This window comes from Bradyrhizobium sp. BR13661 (assembly GCF_029892425.1).
Classification (GTDB): Bacteria; Pseudomonadota; Alphaproteobacteria; order Rhizobiales; family Xanthobacteraceae; genus Bradyrhizobium.
The window spans coordinates 236879-254217 of sequence record NZ_JARXWB010000005.1 but is presented as its reverse complement, the minus strand read 5'-3'; the positions used below and the strand labels follow the sequence as shown (position 1 = coordinate 254217).

Sequence of the window (17339 nt, the reverse complement as noted above, 5' to 3'; positions counted from 1 at the left end):
TCCAGCCCGGAAGGGTCCGCAGAGATGGCCGATCCCACGTCCGACCTTTTCGAGATGCGCCGGCTGGAATCGCTGAGCAACACCATTTTTGGTGTCGCCATGACGCTGCTCGCCTACGATCTGCCGAAGGCGGGATCGTTCGCCAGCGTTCCGACCTGGAGCGATCTCGGAGACGTCTATTCCGGCAAGCTTGTCGGCCTCGCGCTCAGCTTCATCATCGCCGGCGTGTTCTGGATCAGCCATCACCGCCGGCTGGTGCGGCAGCCCGAGGCGGGGCGTGGGGTCGTGCTGCTCAACCTGTTCTTCCTGCTGTCCATCATCATGCTCCCGGTCACGAACGGGCTGTACATCAATTATCGTGTCAGCAGTGCCGTCGCGGTGCTGTACGGGCTGCATCTGACCGCAATTTCAGGCTTCAATGCGTGGCTGTGGTGGCTGGCCGTGCCTGGCGCGCGGCGCCACGAGATCGCGGGCGCGATCTTCCCGATGCTGGTCTTGGCGTTGGGAACGGCTGTGGCTGCCGTGGCGCCCGAGAAGGCGCAGTTTGTCTGGTTTCTGGCCTTTGGAGGCTTCCTGATCCGCCGCGTCTTCAGGGCGGACCAGACGAAGGCATGACTGTCGTTATGCGCCCGTGCGTGTCGCGCCGAACCCATCGGCCGGCACGTAAAGCTTGACCGGGCGGATTTCGTAGACCGCACTCGGATTGACCTCGCGCAGCTTCCGTGCCGCCGCGATCGCCTCCTCGTCCGTGTCGTAGTTGACGAGGTGAAAGCCCAGCAACTGCTCCTTGGTCTCGGCAAATGGGCCGTCCAGAACGATGCCCGCGCCGGGGCCACGCAACGTGCGGGCCTTTTTCGTATCGTCCAGACGGGCCGCCGGCCCAAGGTGTCCGCTGGCCCGCAAAGGCGCCTGGACCTCGATGACCTTGGCGACCACAGCAGCGTCCTCCTGCGGTGTCCAACCCAAGAGCTCGTCTTCCACGTGGTAGGCCAGGATTGCGTAGAGCATTTCCACCTCAATTTTTTGGGGCGCACAGCCCGAAGGACGTATGGCCGCCGCCGGAACCGACAATGGCCGGGCCCACTATATTGCGTCGCGGCGATGCTGACGAAACCATTCTGAAACCCGATTGCCGCGGAGCGGCGTGAACGCCGGCCAGATTCGACGCGACTGATGGCCACCAAGAGCAATCAAGGACTATCGGAGGCGGCAATGTCGGGTCAGACCATCAAGATCATCTGCGACGCGCGGCGGGCGGGCAAGTCGGAGCCTGCGGATCTGCACGACCAGGCCGGCCATCACCGCTATTACGGTAGCTCTGACGAGAGCGGTGGCGAGCGCATGATCGAAACGCGCCGCGGCAAGCGTCCGTCTGTGCTCGCCATCTTCGGATTCTAAGCTTGCTGAGCCAAGCGGCGCACAACCATGGGCGGCCTGCAAATCACGATCGCTGCGCTGCCGTTCCTGCTCTCACTCGTGAGCCGGAACAGCAACGCCATCGGGCCCTGCGTGGTCTTTAGCATCTTCACGGTATTGCACGGCGACGAACCTCCTCGGGCTGCCGTAGCCTGGTGCATCGGCCTGCTGATCGCTGCGGTGGCGGTGCGCGAGCGCCTTCGCACGCTCTGAACGGGGGCCCGCTTCACCCCCTTAAGGCAAATCCCGAATGAGGCAAATCCGAAGAAAAGGCGCGGCGGGGAGACCCCGTCGCGCCCGATTTCTTGCTCGCTGGTCCAGGGCTGAGAGCGCCCCGATGCCAAGTCCTATTGAGAGCTTAGCGGGCGATCCCAGCGAGGTGACAGCGCTTGGTAAAAGACACTGGATCACCTCCTTTCGTTGATTGCGGGAGACCTGAATATAGGCCGGAAGGCCGCCGCTGTTAAGGGGCCGGCAAAAGCGGAGGGAACTGACCCTGTTCGCAACCGGGAAAACCTGCCCGATAGCCGCCCCCAGAGCAGTTGAGACCGCCGCCCGGCCGTGTTAGGGAGCCCCTGTCGCGGGTGTAGCTCAATGGTAGAGCAGCAGCCTTCCAAGCTGAATACGAGGGTTCGATTCCCTTCACCCGCTCCAATGGCTTTCGGCGGCGCTCTGCGATTTTTTGTATCGCCGCGGAGCGCGCCGCGATTTGGCGACCCGATCTCGTCTATCGCGACGTCAAGGACAAAACCGCGGATCGCAGGCAAAGATCGGACTTCGTTCATTTGAAGTTGGGCACGCCACTGCCCTCTCAGTCCATACCTCAAATTCCCGGCGACGACGGTCGGATTGGACTTTCAAGCAAGAATTTGAGGCCGCAATCGACTTCAAGAGAGCTCCCCAGGTCGGGCCGCCATGATTGCGACTATCCGGCTTCAGGCGAAGTGCATTGACTTCAGCCTCGGATTCGGATCGCACCCGCACGCTTTCTCCCAAGGCGCCGGGCAGACGTGGCTGATGGGCGTCGCTCTGAATGTGGTCGATCAGCTCGCCGAGAGGCTCACTTGGCGACCAGGTGCGGACTTTGTTGTCTTCGACGGCCTGAAGTGCATCGAAGATCGTCCGGCGCAACCACTGATGCCGATTGTCTTCAACGTCCACCGGTTTACTCAAATCAGTATGATTCTGGGTGATCGCCTCCTGCTCGAAGCATCCCGCCGTGTGGGTATAGATGCGCTCGACAACCGACAATTTAAGCGTCGGGATTTGCGGAACAGTTTCATACGCACATGAGACCAGAAGCGATTTTCCCTGACGCTTCTTGACCACGGTGCCCCAGTCAGTCTGCAGACCCTCCAAAAGGTGATTATGGCCATCGAGTGTTTTCAGGTCGGCAATCTGATGCCAGCCCGCGCCGTACCACTGAGCGACATACTCGCCCCAGCAAACCTTGCGCATGATGGCTGGAACCCAGCAACCCCAATCCGAGACCAGGTCGGCAAGAGGGGCGCCTTCAGAGGGCGAACCGAGAAGACCGACGCCAATGATCCGGTCGAGACGCGCCTGTTCTCCGTTCAACTGCAAACGTACGATCGCGCGCCGCAGAACAATACCGCCGAGACTATGAGCCACGAACAGGACGTTGTTGTATTCATCCAGGATACGAAGAAACTCGGGATTGTGTGCAAGCGACTCGCCGATTCCTGTTGCCGAAATCGTCGCCGGAGCCGCATCCATATAGCTAACCGTGTACAGGTCGACGTCCCCGAGCGTCCGACCGCCGGGCAGCGGATTTGCGCGATCGCGCTCGAAAATCGTGAACCAGCTGAGTGGCGGCTTTCCATTCAGCAGCCGCTTGCCGGGTTCATAGCGCGGGCATTCGAAGGTTCGATCGCCGTCATTGGCATTCGCCACGGCGCTTTCGAAAGTTGAGCAAGGACCGCCGCCAAGTCCGTGTACGAATATCAAGGCAACATCGGTGCCTTGCGGATGTTTGCGAATGGTCTCGACCCCGATCGCAGCGGCTTGGCCTATCGTTGCGAGGAGTAGGAAGATCAGGAATCCTATTCGCGGCATCGGCTTCTACCTGCTGCCCGGGGCGACTTGACCATCAAAGTGACCGGTCGAGAGCCGCTGATGACCAACTCAAGGCAGCCGCGTGCGCTCTCATCCCTGAACTCGAGTGAGCCGGTCCTGACTGAAACGATTTCAGGCCTTTCGGACTGCAATCGACCGAGAATGATCTTGGGCTCGTTCGCGAGATAATCGACCAGCGCCGCAGCGACTTCGTCGTTTGTGGCGGCGGACACCCCAGGTCCCAACAGGATCAACAGGGCGACGAGCAACGGTTCTGGTTCGAGCTCATTCGGATCGAGGGACAGATAGGCCGCGGCCGTCTCGGTCGGAGTAGATCCGGGCGGCAATTCAATTCCACGGCCCTTCACTTTTTCTTCGAGCAACTCGACGCGGAGAAACGATATGTCGCGCGCTTTCGTCGGCAGGTTGCCGCTGCGCACCCGATCCAGAAATTGACGATATGGCCCCGCAGCTGCATTCGGGTCGAGCACTTTTTCGTCCTTGGGGCGTGCGGCGTCGAACCAACGAAGCTGGCAGGCGCCTCCGCCCGGCTCGATGATCCGACACGTTCCGCGCGGCGCAAACGATACAACGGAGCGCACGTCCCGGCATGCACACTGGCACTGTGGCGTCGGGTTCGTGCGGCATTGCTCGTCTTGCGCATGAAGGGAGCCGACAAATATGCAAAATATCATCGGAAAAACGAGCGCGAAAATAAGCAGTCGTCTCATTTTCTGACCCTGCATCATACGGCGAAAACTCGCCGGTTGAGCTCACTCCGTATCTATCGCGGAAGTTATATAATCACATTCGCACTTTGTTGACTATCTGCATGTCGCATGCCCATGCGCGCAACTGGCGCCGCAGACTTGACGCGACCCAGCTGGTTGGATTGAGATCGGACCAGCCGACGCCGCGTCGTCCATCCAGACGTCAGCAATTTTTGAGCATCCATGTATCTCGGCATCGATCTCGGCACCTCCGCGGTCAAGACCGTTCTCGTCGACGGCGCCCAGCGCGTGATTGCGAGCGTGAGCCGGACGCTGACGATCGACTCGCCGCATCAAGGTTTTTACGAGCAGGACCCGGCGCAGTGGATTGAGGCGACCTTTGCCACGCTGGACGCCTTGAAGGCCTCGCATGGACGAGAGCTGGCGGCGGTCGAGGGCATCGGCCTGTCTGGCCAGATGCATGGTCCCACGCTGCTCGATGCGAACGACAAGCCATTGCGGCCTTGCATCCTCTGGAACGACGGGCGTTCCGCCGCGGAGTGCCGCATCCTGGAGCAGCGCTGGCCCGCCTTGCGCGCGGTAACAGGCAACAAGGCGATGCCAGGCTTTGCGGCGCCAAAGCTGCTCTGGATCGCAAAGCACGAGCCTGAGATCTTTGCGGCCACCAAACGCGTCCTGCTGCCCAAGGCCTATCTGCGCCTGGTGCTGTCGGGCGAGGCGATCGAGGACGTCTCGGACGCGTCGGGATCGCTCTGGCTCGACGCGGCGCGGCGAGACTGGTCGGATGCGGCATTGGCCGCGACCGGCCTGTCGCGCACGCACATGCCGCGCCTGGTCGAGGGATGCGCGCCCACCGCAAGGTTGCGCGCCGAGTTCGCGCAGCGTTGGGGCATGGCGAGGCACCCAATGATCGCGGGCGGCGCCGGCGACAATCCGGCGGGCGCCATCGGCATCGGCGCGATCGCGCCGGGAACCGCGTTCATCTCGCTGGGAACCTCAGGTGCCCTGCTGACGCCATCAGACCATATCGCCGCCAATCCGGACCGCGTGGTTCACACCTTCTGCCATGCCATTCCCGGCATGTGGATTCAGGCCGGCGCGATCCTCTCGGCAGCGTCGTGTCTGGCTTGGGCCGCGCGCCTGTTCGGTGTCACTGAAGCCGAGCTGCTGGCGCCGCTGGGGTCGCGGCCGCAGGCTCCTTCTCCCGTCAGTTTCCTGCCTTACCTCGCCGGCGAGCGGACGCCGCACGACGATCCCGTTGTGCGCGGCATGCTCGACGGTCTCAGTCACGGCACCGACCGCACGGCGATCGTGCAGGCCGTGCTCGAAGGCGTTGCCTTCGCGCTGGCCGATTGCCGCGACGCGCTCGGCGATGCCGGCATTGCGGTGAGGGAAGCCGATGTGATCGGCGGCGGTTCGCGATCCCGGTTCTGGTTGTCGGTACTGGCAAACATTCTCGATGTTCCCATTCATCGCTTCGCCGAGGGAGAGACTGGAGCGGCATTCGGTGCGGCAAGATTGGGGCGGCTTGCTGTCACCGGCGAGGCAATCGAAGCCGTCTGCACGCCACCGCAACGCGTCGAGACATTCCAGCCGGATCGCGCGCTGGTCGAATCCTATGCCGAACGGCTTCCCGCCTGGCGCGAACTGTATCGGCCGCGCCACTAGCATCGCCTTGGTTGCGCATTTCTCCCTGTTCGCTGTTGCCCTGGGCGATGGCCTTTTGTTTAATGGGCGAACCGCGCTCGAAACGAAACGCGGACAGGAAACGCATTGTGCGCCGGGAGGCACGATGAACGAGCCGATCCTCCAGATGCGGGGAGTCTCAAAATCTTTCTTCGGCATCAAGGCGCTGCGTGCGGTCGACCTGACGGTTTACGCCGGAGAAATCCATGCCTTGATGGGTGAGAACGGCGCCGGCAAATCGACCCTGATGAAAATCCTGTCGGGCGCCTACCGGCCCGATCCCGGTGGCGAGATCCGCATCGAGGGCAAGCCTGTCAGGATCGAAGGTCCGCTTGGCGGCCGCGCCGCGGGCATCTCGATTATCTATCAGGAACTGTCTTTGGCCCCCAATCTGACCGTTGCGGAGAATATTTATCTCGGCCGCGAGATGTCGCGTTCAGGTTTGCTGGCGCGCGGTGCCATGCGCGAGGGTGTTGGTCCGATCCTGCAGCGTCTGGGCGCGGACTTTCTGCCGTCGACATTGGTGGCGCATTTGTCGATGGGGCAGCGACAGCTCGTCGAGATCGCGCGTGCGCTGCACGCGCGCTCGAAGATCCTGATCATGGACGAGCCGACCACGGCGTTGTCCGCCGGCGAGAGCGAGCGGCTGTTTGCCCTGATCCGCCAGCTTCGCGCTGAGGGGCTTGCCATCATCTATATCTCGCACCGCATGGACGAGGTCTATGCGCTCGGCGATCGCGTCACCGTGCTGCGCGACGGCCGGCTGGTCGGCTCGCTCGACAAGCAGGATATCCGCGCCGACGCCATCGTCCGCATGATGGTCGGGCGCGATGTGTCGTCCTTCTATAAAAAGGATCATGATCCCGAGGCCGGGAAGGGGCATCCTGTGCTTAACGCCAGCGACATGGCCGACGGGCTGCGTGTCAAGGGCTGCTCGCTCACGGTGCATGCCGGCGAGGTGGTGGGGCTTGCGGGCCTGATCGGCGCGGGCCGCACCGAGCTTGCGCATCTCATTGTCGGCGCAGCCCCGAAGATCTCGGGCCATCTGGAGCTCGAAGGCCAGCCAATCGACATCCGCACACCCGGCGAGGCGCTCGAGGCCGGCATCGCCTATCTGACCGAGGACCGCAAGGCACTCGGCCTGTTCCTTGATATGTCCTGCCTGGACAATATCAATCTCGCCGTGCTCGGGCGTGATGCCAAGCTCGGCTGGTTCCTGGATCGCGACAAGGCGCGTGAGCGCGCCGACAGGGCTTTCGCAGGACTGAGCATCCGCGCCGCCAATGTTGGTGTGCCCGCCGGTGGCCTCTCCGGCGGCAACCAGCAAAAAGTGCTGTTGTCGCGGCTCCTCGCCATTGCGCCGAAGGTGCTGATCCTCGACGAGCCGACGCGCGGCGTCGACGTCGGCGCCAAGTCGGAAATCTATTCGATCATCGACAATCTCGCCAAGGCCGGCACCGCGATCCTCGTCATCTCGTCCGATCTGCCTGAAATCATCGGTATCTGCGACCGCGTCCTGGTGATGCGGTCGGGGCTGATCGCGGGCGAGGTCAGGCGAACCGAGACCACACCTTTGACTCAGGAAGACATCATGGCCCTCGCCACGGGGACGGAGCATCTCGATGCCTGACAACGGATCGACACAGGCGAAGGCCGTGACGGCAAACGGCCCCGCCGCTGCCGAGGCGACCAAGCGCCAACGCATCAGGCTGCTGATCCGTGCGGCCGGCATGCTGCCGGTGCTGCTGCTGCTTTGCCTCGGCTTTCACTATCTGTCGGAGGGCCGTTTCTTCACCGGACAGAATCTCGGCATCGTCTTGCAGCAGGCGGCCGTCAACACCGTGCTCGCCGCGGGCATGACCTTCGTCATCCTCACCGGCGGCATCGATCTCTCGGTCGGCTCGATCTTGGCGGCATCGGCGATGGCCGGATTGACGATGTCGAAATTGCCCGAGCTGAGCGCGCTGTGGCTGCCGGTCGCGGTCCTCACCGGCCTCGGTTTCGGCGTCGTCAATGGCGCGCTGATCGCGCTGTTGCGGCTGCCGCCCTTCATCGTCACGTTGGGCTCGCTCACCGCGGTGCGCGGCCTGGCGCGGCTGCTCGGCGCCGACACCACGGTGTTCAACCCGTCGATTCCCTATGCCTTCATCGGCAACGGCTCGCTGACGCTGATACCAGGCGTGGCGTCGATCCCGTGGCTCTCGGTGATCGCACTGCTCGTCATTCTGGTCTCGTGGCTGGTGCTGCGCCGAACCGTGCTGGGCGTGCACATCTATGCGGTCGGCGGCAATGAGAGCGCGGCACGGCTTGCCGGCATCAAGGTTTGGGCCGTCCTGATCTTCGTCTATGGCGTGTCGGGATTGCTGGCGGGGCTCGGGGGCGGCATGCAGGCGGCGCGGCTCTATGCGGCCAACGGCTTGCAACTCGGCCAAAGCTACGAGCTCGACGCCATCACGGCGGTGATCCTCGGCGGCACGTCTTTTGTCGGCGGCATCGGTTCGATCTGGGGAACGCTGGTCGGCGCATTGATCATCGCCGTGCTCTCGAACGGCCTGATCCTCACCGGCGTCTCCGACATCTGGCAATATGTGATCAAGGGCCTGGTGATCATCGGCGCCGTGGCGCTTGATCGCTATCGGCTGCAAGGCTCCGCCAGAACCTGAAATGCTCCGCGCGCATCTGATTGCACGCGGTACGAAATTCGGTTGCGGCAACTGGTCTGCCGTACCGGGGATGAAGACAGACCAGGGAGGAAGACAATGTTGAAGATGACCATGCTCGCCGGTGCCGCGATGGCGCTTGCCCTCACGACGGTACCGTCCTCTGCCAAGGAGCTCAAATCGATCGGCGTTTCGCTGGGCTCGATGGGCAATCCGTTCTTCGTCGCGCTGTCGAAGGGCGCCGAGTTCGAGGCCAAGAAGGCCAACCCCAATGTGAAGATCACCACCGTCGGGTTCGAATACGACCTCGGCAAGCAGGTGACCCAGATCGACAATTTCATCGCCGCCGGCGTCGACCTGATCCTGTTGAATCCCGGCGATCCCAAGGCGATCGGGCCGGCCATCAAGAAGGCGCAGGCGGCGGGCATCGTCGTCGTCGCAGTCGACACCGCCGCCGAAGGCGCCGATGCCACGGTGACCACCAACAACGTCCAGGCCGGCGAGATCTCGTGCCAGTACATCGTCGACAAGCTAGGCGGCAAAGGCGATGTCATCATCGAGAACGGGCCGCAGGTCTCGGCCGTGATCGACCGTGTCACCGGCTGCAAGAACGTCTTCGGCAAGAATGCCGGCATCAAGGTGCTGTCCAGCGACCAGGACGGGAAGGGCTCGCGCGAAGGCGGCCTGACCGTTGCGCAGGGCTATCTGACCCGCTTCTCCAAGATCGACGCCATCTTCGCCATCAACGACCCGCAGGCGATCGGCACCGATCTCGCAGCGAAACAGCAAAACCGCAGCGGCATCATCATCACCGCGGTCGACGGCGCGCCTGACATCGAGGCCTCGCTCAAGGATCCGGCGTCGCCGCAGATCCAGGCGTCAGCCTCGCAGGACCCGTTCTTTATGGCGCGTCGCGCCGTGCAGGTCGGCGTCGGCATTCTCAATGGCCAGAAGCCGGCCTCGACCGTTGAGCTCTTGCCCTCGAAGCTCGTGACCCGCGATAACATCAAGGACTATAAGGGCTGGACCTCGGACCGGTCGCAGTAACACCGCGATACTCTGCTGGCTGCGGCCCCGCATTTGAAACGAGCGACCCGGGAAACCCGCCCGGGCGCGCCTGCGAGGTTGACCCCAGCGTCCGATATGTCAAAGAGGAGGAGTTTTTCGACGGACGCGCCAGCCGTGCCGGTCGAGGTGATATCGGGAGCAAGTCTACATTATGAGCCAGCGCATCGCTCTCATCACCGGCGTGACCGGGCAAGACGGCGCCTATCTCGCCGAGCATCTGTTGTCGCTCGGCTATACCGTGCACGGCATCAAGCGGCGCTCGTCCTCGTTCAACACCGCGCGCGTCGATCATCTCTACCAGGATCCGCATCTCGGCGACGTGCCGTTCCTGATGCATTACGGCGACATGACGGATTCGACCAATCTGATCCGCCTGGTGCAGCAGATCCGGCCGACCGAGATCTACAATCTCGCCGCCCAGAGCCACGTCGCCGTCAGCTTCGAGAGCCCGGAATACACCGCCAATGCCGATGCCATCGGCGTGCTGCGCCTGCTGGAGGCGATCCGCATCCTCGGCATGGAGAAAGAGACCCGGTTCTACCAGGCCTCGACCTCGGAGCTCTATGGCCTGGTGCAGGAGATCCCGCAGAAGGAGACGACGCCGTTCTATCCGCGCTCGCCCTACGGCGTCGCCAAGCTCTACGGCTACTGGATCACGGTGAACTACCGCGAAGCCTACGGCATGTTTGCCTCGAACGGCATCCTGTTCAACCATGAGAGCCCGGTCCGCGGCGAGACCTTCGTCACCCGCAAGATCACCCGCGGCGTGGCGCGCATCGAGGTCGGCCTGGAGCAGACGCTCTATCTCGGCAATCTCGAAGCCAAGCGCGACTGGGGGCATGCCAAGGATTATGTCGAGGGCATGCACATGATCCTGCAGGCCGACAAGCCCGACGATTTCGTGCTCGCCACCGGCGAGACGCGTTCGGTGCGCGAGATGGTCGAGCTGTCCTTCGCCCAGGTCGGCCGCCGCATCGAATGGCGCGGGCACGGCGTCGAGGAGACCGGCATCGATGCGAGGAGCGGCAAGGTCGTGGTGAAGATCGATCCGACCTATTTCCGCCCGACCGAGGTCGATCTGCTGATCGGCGATGCCAGCAAGGCGCGGCAGGTGCTGGGCTGGAAGCCGAAGCGAAGCTTTGCGCAGCTCGTCGAAGAGATGGTGGCGAGCGATCTGGCGGAGGCCAAACGGGATGTCGCGAATGGCAAGCATACCGTTTGAGCTGAAGGGCAAGGTCGTCTACGTCGCCGGCCATCGCCGAGTTCGCGCTCATGGTAGCCGAGATCGTCGGCTATCGCGGTGAGATGATCTCGGACACCTCGCGCCCTGACGGCACGCCGCGCCAACTGCTCAATGTCGGCAGGCTCGACAAGCTCAGCTGGCGCGCGACGACCTCGCTTCGCGATGGCTTGAAGCGCGCGTATGAGGCGTATCAAGCGGCGGCGCAGGTGACGGCGCTATAGCGTAGCAACCTTTGTCTGCGCGCCCCGGGCGCAGATAACATCATGTTAGGTTTATCGCATAACTGGGTAATTGTGTTAGCCCGGCGAGAGCCTATTATCGCGCCAATCAAGCACGTATCGGCAGTGACGATCGCTTGCGGACAGTCCGCACGGCGCGCGGCGAATGCTGCCCATTTCTTTGAAGAAGCCCGCCCACGGGACGCCAGCAAAAACAAGTTTGGAGGACTCCCAGGATGACCGGAATCCATCAGGTGAGCCAGTCGAGGAAGGCCGCTGCGAGCGGCTGGATCGGGTCGGCTCTCGAATATTATGACTTCTTCATCTACGCGACTGCCGCCTCGCTGATCTTCCCGCAGATCTTCTTCCCGTCCGACAATCCGACGGTCGCCATCGTCGCGTCGCTTGCGACCTATGGCGTCGGCTATGTCGCCCGTCCGATCGGCGCCTTCGTGCTCGGACATTGGGGCGACACCCACGGCCGCAAGACGGTGCTCATCGTCTGCATGTTCCTGATGGGCATTTCGACGATGGCAGTTGGAATCCTGCCGACCTATCAGCAGGTCGGCATTCTCGCGCCAATTTTGTTGGTCATCCTGCGCCTGATCCAGGGGTTTGCCGTGGCCGGTGAAATCTCCGGCGCGAGCTCGATGATCCTGGAGCACGCGCCGTTCGGTCGCCGCGGCTTCTATGCAAGCTTCGCCCTCCAGGGCGTGCAGGCCGGACAGATTCTCGCAGCAGCCGTCTTCCTGCCGCTGGCGGCCTATATGCCGACCGACGCCTTCAACAGTTGGGGCTGGCGGATTCCGTTCCTGCTCAGCTTCTTCGTCATCGTCGCCGGCTACATCATTCGTCGCGAAGTCGACGAAACCCCGGCCTTTGCGCGAGAGGGCGAGCGGGGAGAAACGCCGCGGGCGCCGATCGTTCAGGCCATCAAGGTGAGCTGGCGCGACATGCTCAGGGTCATCTGCATGGCGCTGATGAACGTCATCCCGGTCGTTGCGACCATCTTCGGTGCGGCCTATGCGGTGCAGCCGGCCTATGGCATCGGCTTTGCCAAGGACGTCTATCTGTGGATCCCGGTGCTCGGAAACATGCTGGCCGTGTTTGTCATTCCCTTTGTCGGCAACCTTTCCGACAGGGTTGGCCGCAAGCCTCCGATCATCGTCGGTGCGCTGCTCTCCGGTCTGCTCGCCTTCGGCTATCTCTACGCCATCAGCATCAAGAACGTGCCGCTGGCGATCCTGCTGTCGCTGCTGATGTGGGGTGTGGTCTATCAGGGCTACAATGCGATCTTCCCGAGTTTCTATCCGGAGCTGTTTCCGACCCGCACCCGCGTGTCGGCGATGGCGATCTCGCAGAACATCGGAACCACCATCACGGCGTTGCTTCCAGCGCTGTTCGCGACCGTGGCGCCTCCCGGCTCGGCCAACATTCCCCTGACGGTCGGGGCGATCGCCTTCGGCATCACGGTCATCGCGGCGCTCGCGGCCATCACGGCGAGGGAAACCTACCGGATCAGAATCGACGATCTCGGCAATCCCAAGGCCGTTCCGATGGCACGGGCCGACTATGATCGGCGGCGTTCGGAGGCGGCGAGCGGTGCAGCCGCAATTCCGACCTGACGGGTGTAAGGCGCCAATGCCGCTGCGGTGAAGATTTGCAGCGGCATGACTCAACCGCTAGATAAAAGCCTATTCGAACTCTGTGCGCGTGAGCGCGATCATCATGAGGCTGCCAGATGAACCCCGTCGTCGTTGCTGTCGCAATCACCGGCTCCGTTCCGCGCAAGAAGGACAATCCCGCGGTACCGATTCTGCCGTCCGAGCAGATCGAGTCGACGCAGCAGGCCTTCGAAGCCGGAGCTACGCTGGCGCATATCCATGTTCGCAACGACGATGAGACGCCGTCATCCGATCCCGAGCGATTTGCGCTGGTGCAGCAAGGCATCCGGAAACATTGCCCTGATATGATCGTCCAGTTCTCGACCGGCGGGCGCGGCCGCGACCCTTCCGCGCGCGGGTCATCGCTCTATCTGAAGCCGGACATGGCCTCGCTCTCGACCGGCTCGGTGAACTTTCCGACCATTGTCTACGAGAACAGCGCGGCGCTGGTCGACATGCTCGCCACCGGCATGAAGACGAATGGCATCCGCCCGGAAATCGAGATCTTCGATCTGTCGCATCTGCACGGCGCCCGCCGGTTGATCGAGGCGGGGCTGATGGATGCGCGACCGCACGTGCAATTCGTCATGGGCGTGAAGAACGCGATGCCGGCCGATGAGCATGTGCTCGACATCCTGCTGGCAGAACTCAGGCGGTTGATCCCCAAGGCGACCTGGACCGCGGCCGGGATCGGACGCCATCAGGCCGAGGTCATGAGCTGGGCCCTGGCGCGCGGCGCCGATGCGGTTCGCACCGGGCTCGAGGACAATATCAGGGTCGACAAGACGCGCCTTGCCGCCAGCAATGCGGAGCTCGTGAGCATCGCCTGCGAGGCTGTCACGCGTCACGGCCGGCGCGTGGCGCGTGCGGCCGAGGCGCGATCCCTGCTCGGAATCGCGAGCTAGGGATCAGTCCCGCGCCCGACATGCTCCTGGCTGCCTTCTGCCATTCGGCGGTCGGCGTTCCCGCGTGCCGAGTCTCCGGGTAAGACAGGGCTCACAGGCGTGAATGGCGCCTGCCGGGCAGGCGACGACTGGAATGCGGTTCTTGAAATCTGACAGCAGGCTCATCGGAGTCCTGCTGGTGCTTGCAATCACCCAACTCATTGGATGGGGTACGATCGGTCTTCCGGCCGTGGTCGGTCGCGACCTCGGGGCCGATCTCGGCATGAGCCTGCCGGCGGTGTTCGCGGGCAGCTCGGTTCTCTATGTCACCATGGGCCTGTGCGCGCCCTGGCTCGCCAGGGCCTTTGCGCGGCACGGCGCGCGCAAGGTGATGATGGTAGGCACCGTCGTCTCCGCGCCGGGCTATGTCGTTCTGTTCTTCGCGCGCGATCCGGTGCTCTATTTTGTCGGCTGGGTCTTTCTCGGCATGGGCGGCAGCGCGACCTTGTCCACCGGCGCCTACATCATGCTGAACGAGGTCGCGGGGCGGGGCGCCAAGAATGCCATCGGCGGGCTGATGCTGGTGACGGGTCTCTCCAGCAGCATCTTCTGGCCGACCACGTCATTTCTCAGCGGCTGGCTTGGCTGGCGCGGGACCTGTCTCGTCTATGCGGCCATGTTGATCGCCATCAACCTTCCGCTCTACGCATTCGTCGCACCGCGCCGCAAAATCGTGACTGACGATCGCGGCGAGGCCGTGAAGGCCGCGCCGCTGCCTGCGATTCCGAGAAGCACGTTCGGTCTCGTCGTCTGCGTAATCACGATGAATGCCTTCGTCAATTTCGGCATCAGCGCCATCCTGATCGAGCTGTTGCGAGCCGAGGGCCTCGCGCCGTCGCAGGCGCTTGCCTTCGGCTCCATGCTGGGCGTGATCCAGGTCAGCGCGCGCGGCCTCGACTTCCTCGGTGGCGGCCGATGGGACGGCATCACCACCGGGCTCGTGGCCGGCACGGCGCTTCCCATCGCCATGGTGCTGCTGATGCTCAGCGAGGGCGCGACCTGGGCGGTCGCGATCTTCATCCTGCTCTACGGCGCTGGTAGCGGCGCGATGGCGGTGGCGCGGGCGACGATCCCGCTCGTCTTCTACGACCAGGCCGAGTTCGCCAAGGCGATGTCGATGATCGCACTGCCGCTCAACCTGGCCTCCGCGATCTCGCCGCCGCTTCTCGCCGGCCTGCTCACCCAATTCGGCAGCCGCGGTGCGCTCGGGCTCACGCTGGCGTTCTCCTGCGCGACGGTGCTGATCCTGGTGATGCTCGGACGGCGGCGGCCGCAATTGGCTGCGGCAGCCGCAACCTGAGGCGTTATTCGCAGCGCGGAATTCGTTGGGGCAGCGGATGGCCGTATGCCGCCAGTGCAGTGCTCAGGGCACCAAAATAGTGTATCCGCAGAGAGCGCAGTCACGGCCTCGGGCCACCGCGCCAAGATTCAGTTCCCCGGAGGAAATCGACATGTCGGCCCTGCCGCTCTCAGGCATCAAGATCCTTGACCTTACACGCGTGCTCGCCGGGCCCTTGTCGGCCCAGATGCTGGGCGATCTCGGCGCGGACGTGATCAAGATCGAGCGGCCGGGCACCGGCGACGACGCGCGCGCCTTCGGGCCGCCCTACCTGAACGATCCCGAAGGCAAGGCGAACAACAACAATTCCTTCTACCTCTGCGCCAATCGCAACAAGAAGTCGGTCACCGTCAACATCGCAAAGCCGGAGGGGCAGGCGATCATCCGCGAGCTCGCCAAGGATGCCGACGTCTTCATGGAGAACTACAAGGTCGGCGACCTCAAGCGCTACGGCCTCGACTATGAGACGATCAAGGCCATCAACCCCGGCATCGTCTATTGCTCGGTGACCGGCTTCGGCCAGACCGGCCCATACGCGCCGCGCGCCGGCTACGATGCGATCCTCCAGGCGATGGGCGGCCTGATGAGCGTCACCGGCCATATCGACGGCGAGCCCGGCGAGGGCCCGATGAAGGTTGGCCCGTCGATCGTCGACTACATGACCGGCATGAACACCTCGATCGGCATTCTCTCGGCGCTCTATCATCGCGACGCCAATGGCGGGCAGGGCCAGCACATCGACGTCTGCCTGTTCGACACCGTCATCGCCTCGTTGTCGCACTGGCTGCAGATCTATCTCGTCAACGGCAAGATCCCGCCGCGCCGCGGCACCTGGGGCAATGGCGGCATGCCGGCCGGCGTCTTCCGCTGCACCGACGGCGAGCTGATGGTGGTGGTCGGCAATGACGGCCAGTTCCGGAAGACCTGTGCCGTGCTCGGCGAGCCGGAGCTTGCGAGCGATCCTCGCTTCATCAAGAACAACGACCGCGTCGTGCACGGCAAGGAGATCATGGCGATCTTCGCCGGTCTGTTCCTGAAACAGCCCGTGGCCTACTGGCTGGAGAAGCTCGAGGAGGCCGGCGTGCCCTCGGGCCCGATCAACAATTTCGAGCAGGTGTTCTCCGACCCGCACGTGCAGTCGCGCGGCATGCGGGTGAAGGTCGACCATCCCTTCGAGCCTGAGCTGTCGCTGATCCGCAACGCGCTGACCCTCTCGGGAACCCCGATCGAGACCTACCGCGCCCCGCCGCTTCTGGGCGAGCACACCCAGGAGATCCTCGGCGGCAAGCTCGGTTATGATGCGGACAAGATCGAGGAGCTGAAGAAACAGGGGATCATTTAGCGCCTTTTCGCTCTCGCCTGCGTGCGGACCAGCCCGACAGCATGATGTCGGAAGCATGACGATCGCGCGGCCTTGCGCGAGGCTTGCGCGCAATCCCCAGATAAACCCGGTCCGTACTCGCACAGGCTTCCGCTGGGACCGCGACTCAGATTCGATCTGTTCCACTGAGTTCGGGGAGACAAATGCATGTCCTACACGATCGGGTTCCAGGCGAAGAACCAGAAGGCAATTCTGGCGACTGAGGCGGCGACGGCCAACCAGGCTGTCGCGATCATTGCCGCACTGCGGCAAAGTGCCGAAGAGATCAAGTTCATCCGCTCGCCGCAGGAAGGCGACATGGGCATCGAGATGCTGCTGCTGCTCGCCAAGGAAGAGGCCGAGGAGATGCAGCAGCGGGCGTAGCCCGCCATCGCGACCACCCTTCGATCAGAAGCGAAGCATGCCGGCTGCAGGATCATGTAGTCAGGCGCCAGTCTCGCTCGTACCAAAGGTGGCCGCCCATGAAACGCGAAGCGCTCCGCGTCGAACCGATCTCGTCCTTTCTCGACCGCGTGAAGGCGCCGACCTCGCCGGTCACGCGCGCCGGCAACATGATCTTCGTCGCCGGCCTGCCGCCATTCGACCCCGAGACCGGCGCGATCGGCGGGATGGGAATCGAGCGGCAGAGCGAGATCATCATGGAGCAGATGAAGCTGTGCCTTGAGACATCAGGCGCCTCGCTCGACAACGTGATGAAGTGCAACGTCTATTGCACCTCGACAAAACACTTCGCCACCTTCAACGCGATCTATGCCCGCTACTTTCCGGTCGACCCGCCGGCGCGGATCTTCGTCGTGACACCGGAATGGTTCGGTCCCTTCGATATCGAGATCGACTGCATCGCGATGATGTGAGGCTCAAAGCGTTTTCGAGCGAAGTGGACTGCCGGTTCGCGAAGAAAACGCGTCAAACA

The 17339-nt window shown here is 63.3% G+C and carries 17 protein-coding genes, 1 tRNA gene and 1 pseudogene; 16 read left to right on the top strand and 3 right to left on the bottom strand.

Translation table 11 applies throughout. The features are described 5' to 3' along the window. Positions 1–24 precede the first annotated feature (24 nt). The gene (locus tag M2427_RS10905) at positions 25–615 is read left to right on the top strand and encodes a TMEM175 family protein (RefSeq protein WP_280706274.1); all 591 of its coding nucleotides are present in this window, start codon (positions 25–27) and stop codon (positions 613–615) included. A gap of 6 nt (positions 616–621) precedes the next feature. Here M2427_RS10905 and M2427_RS10900 read toward each other — a convergent pair whose 3' ends face one another. Further along, complete coding sequence (locus M2427_RS10900; protein WP_280706273.1) at positions 622–1008, bottom strand: YciI family protein; 387 nt, start codon at positions 1006–1008, stop codon at positions 622–624. 204 nt (positions 1009–1212) lie between these two features. On the opposite strand from M2427_RS10900, the gene M2427_RS10895 reads away from it, so the two are divergent. The 3 genes from M2427_RS10895 to M2427_RS10885 all read left to right on the top strand — a co-directional run bounded on the left by M2427_RS10895 (position 1213) and on the right by M2427_RS10885 (position 2070). Beyond that, on the top strand, positions 1213–1398 hold the full coding sequence (locus M2427_RS10895; protein WP_280706272.1) for a hypothetical protein: 186 nt from the start codon (positions 1213–1215) through the stop codon (positions 1396–1398). Between the two features lie 27 nt (positions 1399–1425). Then, on the top strand, positions 1426–1629 hold the full coding sequence (locus tag M2427_RS10890) for a hypothetical protein (RefSeq protein WP_280706270.1): 204 nt from the start codon (positions 1426–1428) through the stop codon (positions 1627–1629). Positions 1630–1996: 367 nt separating this feature from the next. Then, positions 1997–2070, top strand: a tRNA-Gly gene (locus M2427_RS10885). Positions 2071–2154: 84 nt separating this feature from the next. On the opposite strand, the gene M2427_RS10880 is transcribed toward M2427_RS10885, so the two are convergent. Next, the gene (locus M2427_RS10880; protein WP_280706269.1) at positions 2155–3492 is read right to left on the bottom strand and encodes a hypothetical protein; all 1338 of its coding nucleotides are present in this window, start codon (positions 3490–3492) and stop codon (positions 2155–2157) included. Continuing rightward, a complete protein-coding gene (locus M2427_RS10875; RefSeq protein WP_280706268.1) occupies positions 3480–4241 on the bottom strand; it encodes a hypothetical protein in 762 nt (253 codons plus the stop codon). Before M2427_RS10875 ends, M2427_RS10880 begins: the two co-directional genes overlap by 13 nt. A 204-nt stretch (positions 4242–4445) precedes the next feature. Here M2427_RS10875 and xylB point away from each other — a divergent pair, with 204 nt between their 5' ends. The 12 genes and pseudogenes from xylB to M2427_RS10815 all read left to right on the top strand — a co-directional run bounded on the left by xylB (position 4446) and on the right by M2427_RS10815 (position 17280). Next, a complete protein-coding gene (gene xylB, locus M2427_RS10870) occupies positions 4446–5891 on the top strand; it encodes a xylulokinase (protein ID WP_280706267.1) in 1446 nt (481 codons plus the stop codon). A 124-nt stretch (positions 5892–6015) separates the two neighbouring features. Continuing rightward, positions 6016–7539 (top strand): sugar ABC transporter ATP-binding protein, encoded by a 1524-nt coding sequence (locus M2427_RS10865; protein ID WP_280706266.1) that lies wholly within the window; start codon positions 6016–6018, stop codon positions 7537–7539. Continuing rightward, positions 7532–8572: a ribose ABC transporter permease gene (locus tag M2427_RS10860; protein ID WP_280706265.1), complete on the top strand. Its 1041-nt coding sequence runs from the start codon at positions 7532–7534 to the stop codon at positions 8570–8572. Before M2427_RS10865 ends, M2427_RS10860 begins: the two co-directional genes overlap by 8 nt. Before the next feature lie 96 nt (positions 8573–8668). Further along, positions 8669–9616 carry an ABC transporter substrate-binding protein gene (locus M2427_RS10855; RefSeq protein ID WP_280706264.1) on the top strand — a complete coding sequence of 316 codons (948 nt, stop codon included), beginning with the start codon at positions 8669–8671 and terminating at the stop codon, positions 9614–9616. Between the two features lie 172 nt (positions 9617–9788). Then, complete coding sequence (gene gmd / locus M2427_RS10850) at positions 9789–10859, top strand: GDP-mannose 4,6-dehydratase (RefSeq protein ID WP_280706263.1); 1071 nt, start codon at positions 9789–9791, stop codon at positions 10857–10859. A gap of 32 nt (positions 10860–10891) precedes the next feature. Then, positions 10892–11101: pseudogene (locus tag M2427_RS10845) on the top strand (GDP-L-fucose synthase); the annotation flags it as partial. A 233-nt stretch (positions 11102–11334) separates the two neighbouring features. Further along, complete coding sequence (locus M2427_RS10840) at positions 11335–12723, top strand: MFS transporter (RefSeq protein ID WP_280706262.1); 1389 nt, start codon at positions 11335–11337, stop codon at positions 12721–12723. Positions 12724–12839: 116 nt separating this feature from the next. Then, on the top strand, positions 12840–13667 hold the full coding sequence (locus M2427_RS10835) for a 3-keto-5-aminohexanoate cleavage protein (protein WP_280706261.1): 828 nt from the start codon (positions 12840–12842) through the stop codon (positions 13665–13667). 133 nt (positions 13668–13800) lie between these two features. Continuing rightward, entirely contained in the window at positions 13801–15006 is a 1206-nt protein-coding gene (locus M2427_RS10830; RefSeq protein ID WP_280706260.1) for an MFS transporter, read from the top strand. 151 nt (positions 15007–15157) lie between these two features. Further along, positions 15158–16387 carry a CaiB/BaiF CoA-transferase family protein gene (locus M2427_RS10825; protein WP_280706259.1) on the top strand — a complete coding sequence of 410 codons (1230 nt, stop codon included), beginning with the start codon at positions 15158–15160 and terminating at the stop codon, positions 16385–16387. A gap of 186 nt (positions 16388–16573) precedes the next feature. Beyond that, a complete protein-coding gene (locus tag M2427_RS10820; RefSeq protein ID WP_280706257.1) occupies positions 16574–16789 on the top strand; it encodes a hypothetical protein in 216 nt (71 codons plus the stop codon). Positions 16790–16887: 98 nt separating this feature from the next. Next, complete coding sequence (locus tag M2427_RS10815) at positions 16888–17280, top strand: RidA family protein (protein WP_280706256.1); 393 nt, start codon at positions 16888–16890, stop codon at positions 17278–17280. Positions 17281–17339: the final 59 nt, after the last annotated feature.

Excerpts from the sequence above, each read along its gene's own strand:
- M2427_RS10905 (WP_280706274.1), top strand. The coding sequence starts at position 25 with ATGGCCGATCCCACGTCCGACCTTTTCGAGATGCGCCGGCTGGAATCG.
- M2427_RS10900 (WP_280706273.1), bottom strand. The coding sequence starts at position 1,008 with ATGCTCTACGCAATCCTGGCCTACCACGTGGAAGACGAGCTCTTGGGT.
- M2427_RS10895 (WP_280706272.1), top strand. The coding sequence starts at position 1,213 with ATGTCGGGTCAGACCATCAAGATCATCTGCGACGCGCGGCGGGCGGGC.
- M2427_RS10890 (WP_280706270.1), top strand. The coding sequence starts at position 1,426 with ATGGGCGGCCTGCAAATCACGATCGCTGCGCTGCCGTTCCTGCTCTCA.
- M2427_RS10880 (WP_280706269.1), bottom strand. The coding sequence starts at position 3,492 with ATGCCGCGAATAGGATTCCTGATCTTCCTACTCCTCGCAACGATAGGC.
- M2427_RS10875 (WP_280706268.1), bottom strand. The coding sequence starts at position 4,241 with ATGATGCAGGGTCAGAAAATGAGACGACTGCTTATTTTCGCGCTCGTT.
- xylB (WP_280706267.1), top strand. The coding sequence starts at position 4,446 with ATGTATCTCGGCATCGATCTCGGCACCTCCGCGGTCAAGACCGTTCTC.
- M2427_RS10865 (WP_280706266.1), top strand. The coding sequence starts at position 6,016 with ATGAACGAGCCGATCCTCCAGATGCGGGGAGTCTCAAAATCTTTCTTC.
- M2427_RS10860 (WP_280706265.1), top strand. The coding sequence starts at position 7,532 with ATGCCTGACAACGGATCGACACAGGCGAAGGCCGTGACGGCAAACGGC.
- M2427_RS10855 (WP_280706264.1), top strand. The coding sequence starts at position 8,669 with ATGTTGAAGATGACCATGCTCGCCGGTGCCGCGATGGCGCTTGCCCTC.
- gmd (WP_280706263.1), top strand. The coding sequence starts at position 9,789 with ATGAGCCAGCGCATCGCTCTCATCACCGGCGTGACCGGGCAAGACGGC.
- M2427_RS10840 (WP_280706262.1), top strand. The coding sequence starts at position 11,335 with ATGACCGGAATCCATCAGGTGAGCCAGTCGAGGAAGGCCGCTGCGAGC.
- M2427_RS10835 (WP_280706261.1), top strand. The coding sequence starts at position 12,840 with ATGAACCCCGTCGTCGTTGCTGTCGCAATCACCGGCTCCGTTCCGCGC.
- M2427_RS10830 (WP_280706260.1), top strand. The coding sequence starts at position 13,801 with ATGCGGTTCTTGAAATCTGACAGCAGGCTCATCGGAGTCCTGCTGGTG.
- M2427_RS10825 (WP_280706259.1), top strand. The coding sequence starts at position 15,158 with ATGTCGGCCCTGCCGCTCTCAGGCATCAAGATCCTTGACCTTACACGC.
- M2427_RS10820 (WP_280706257.1), top strand. The coding sequence starts at position 16,574 with ATGTCCTACACGATCGGGTTCCAGGCGAAGAACCAGAAGGCAATTCTG.
- M2427_RS10815 (WP_280706256.1), top strand. The coding sequence starts at position 16,888 with ATGAAACGCGAAGCGCTCCGCGTCGAACCGATCTCGTCCTTTCTCGAC.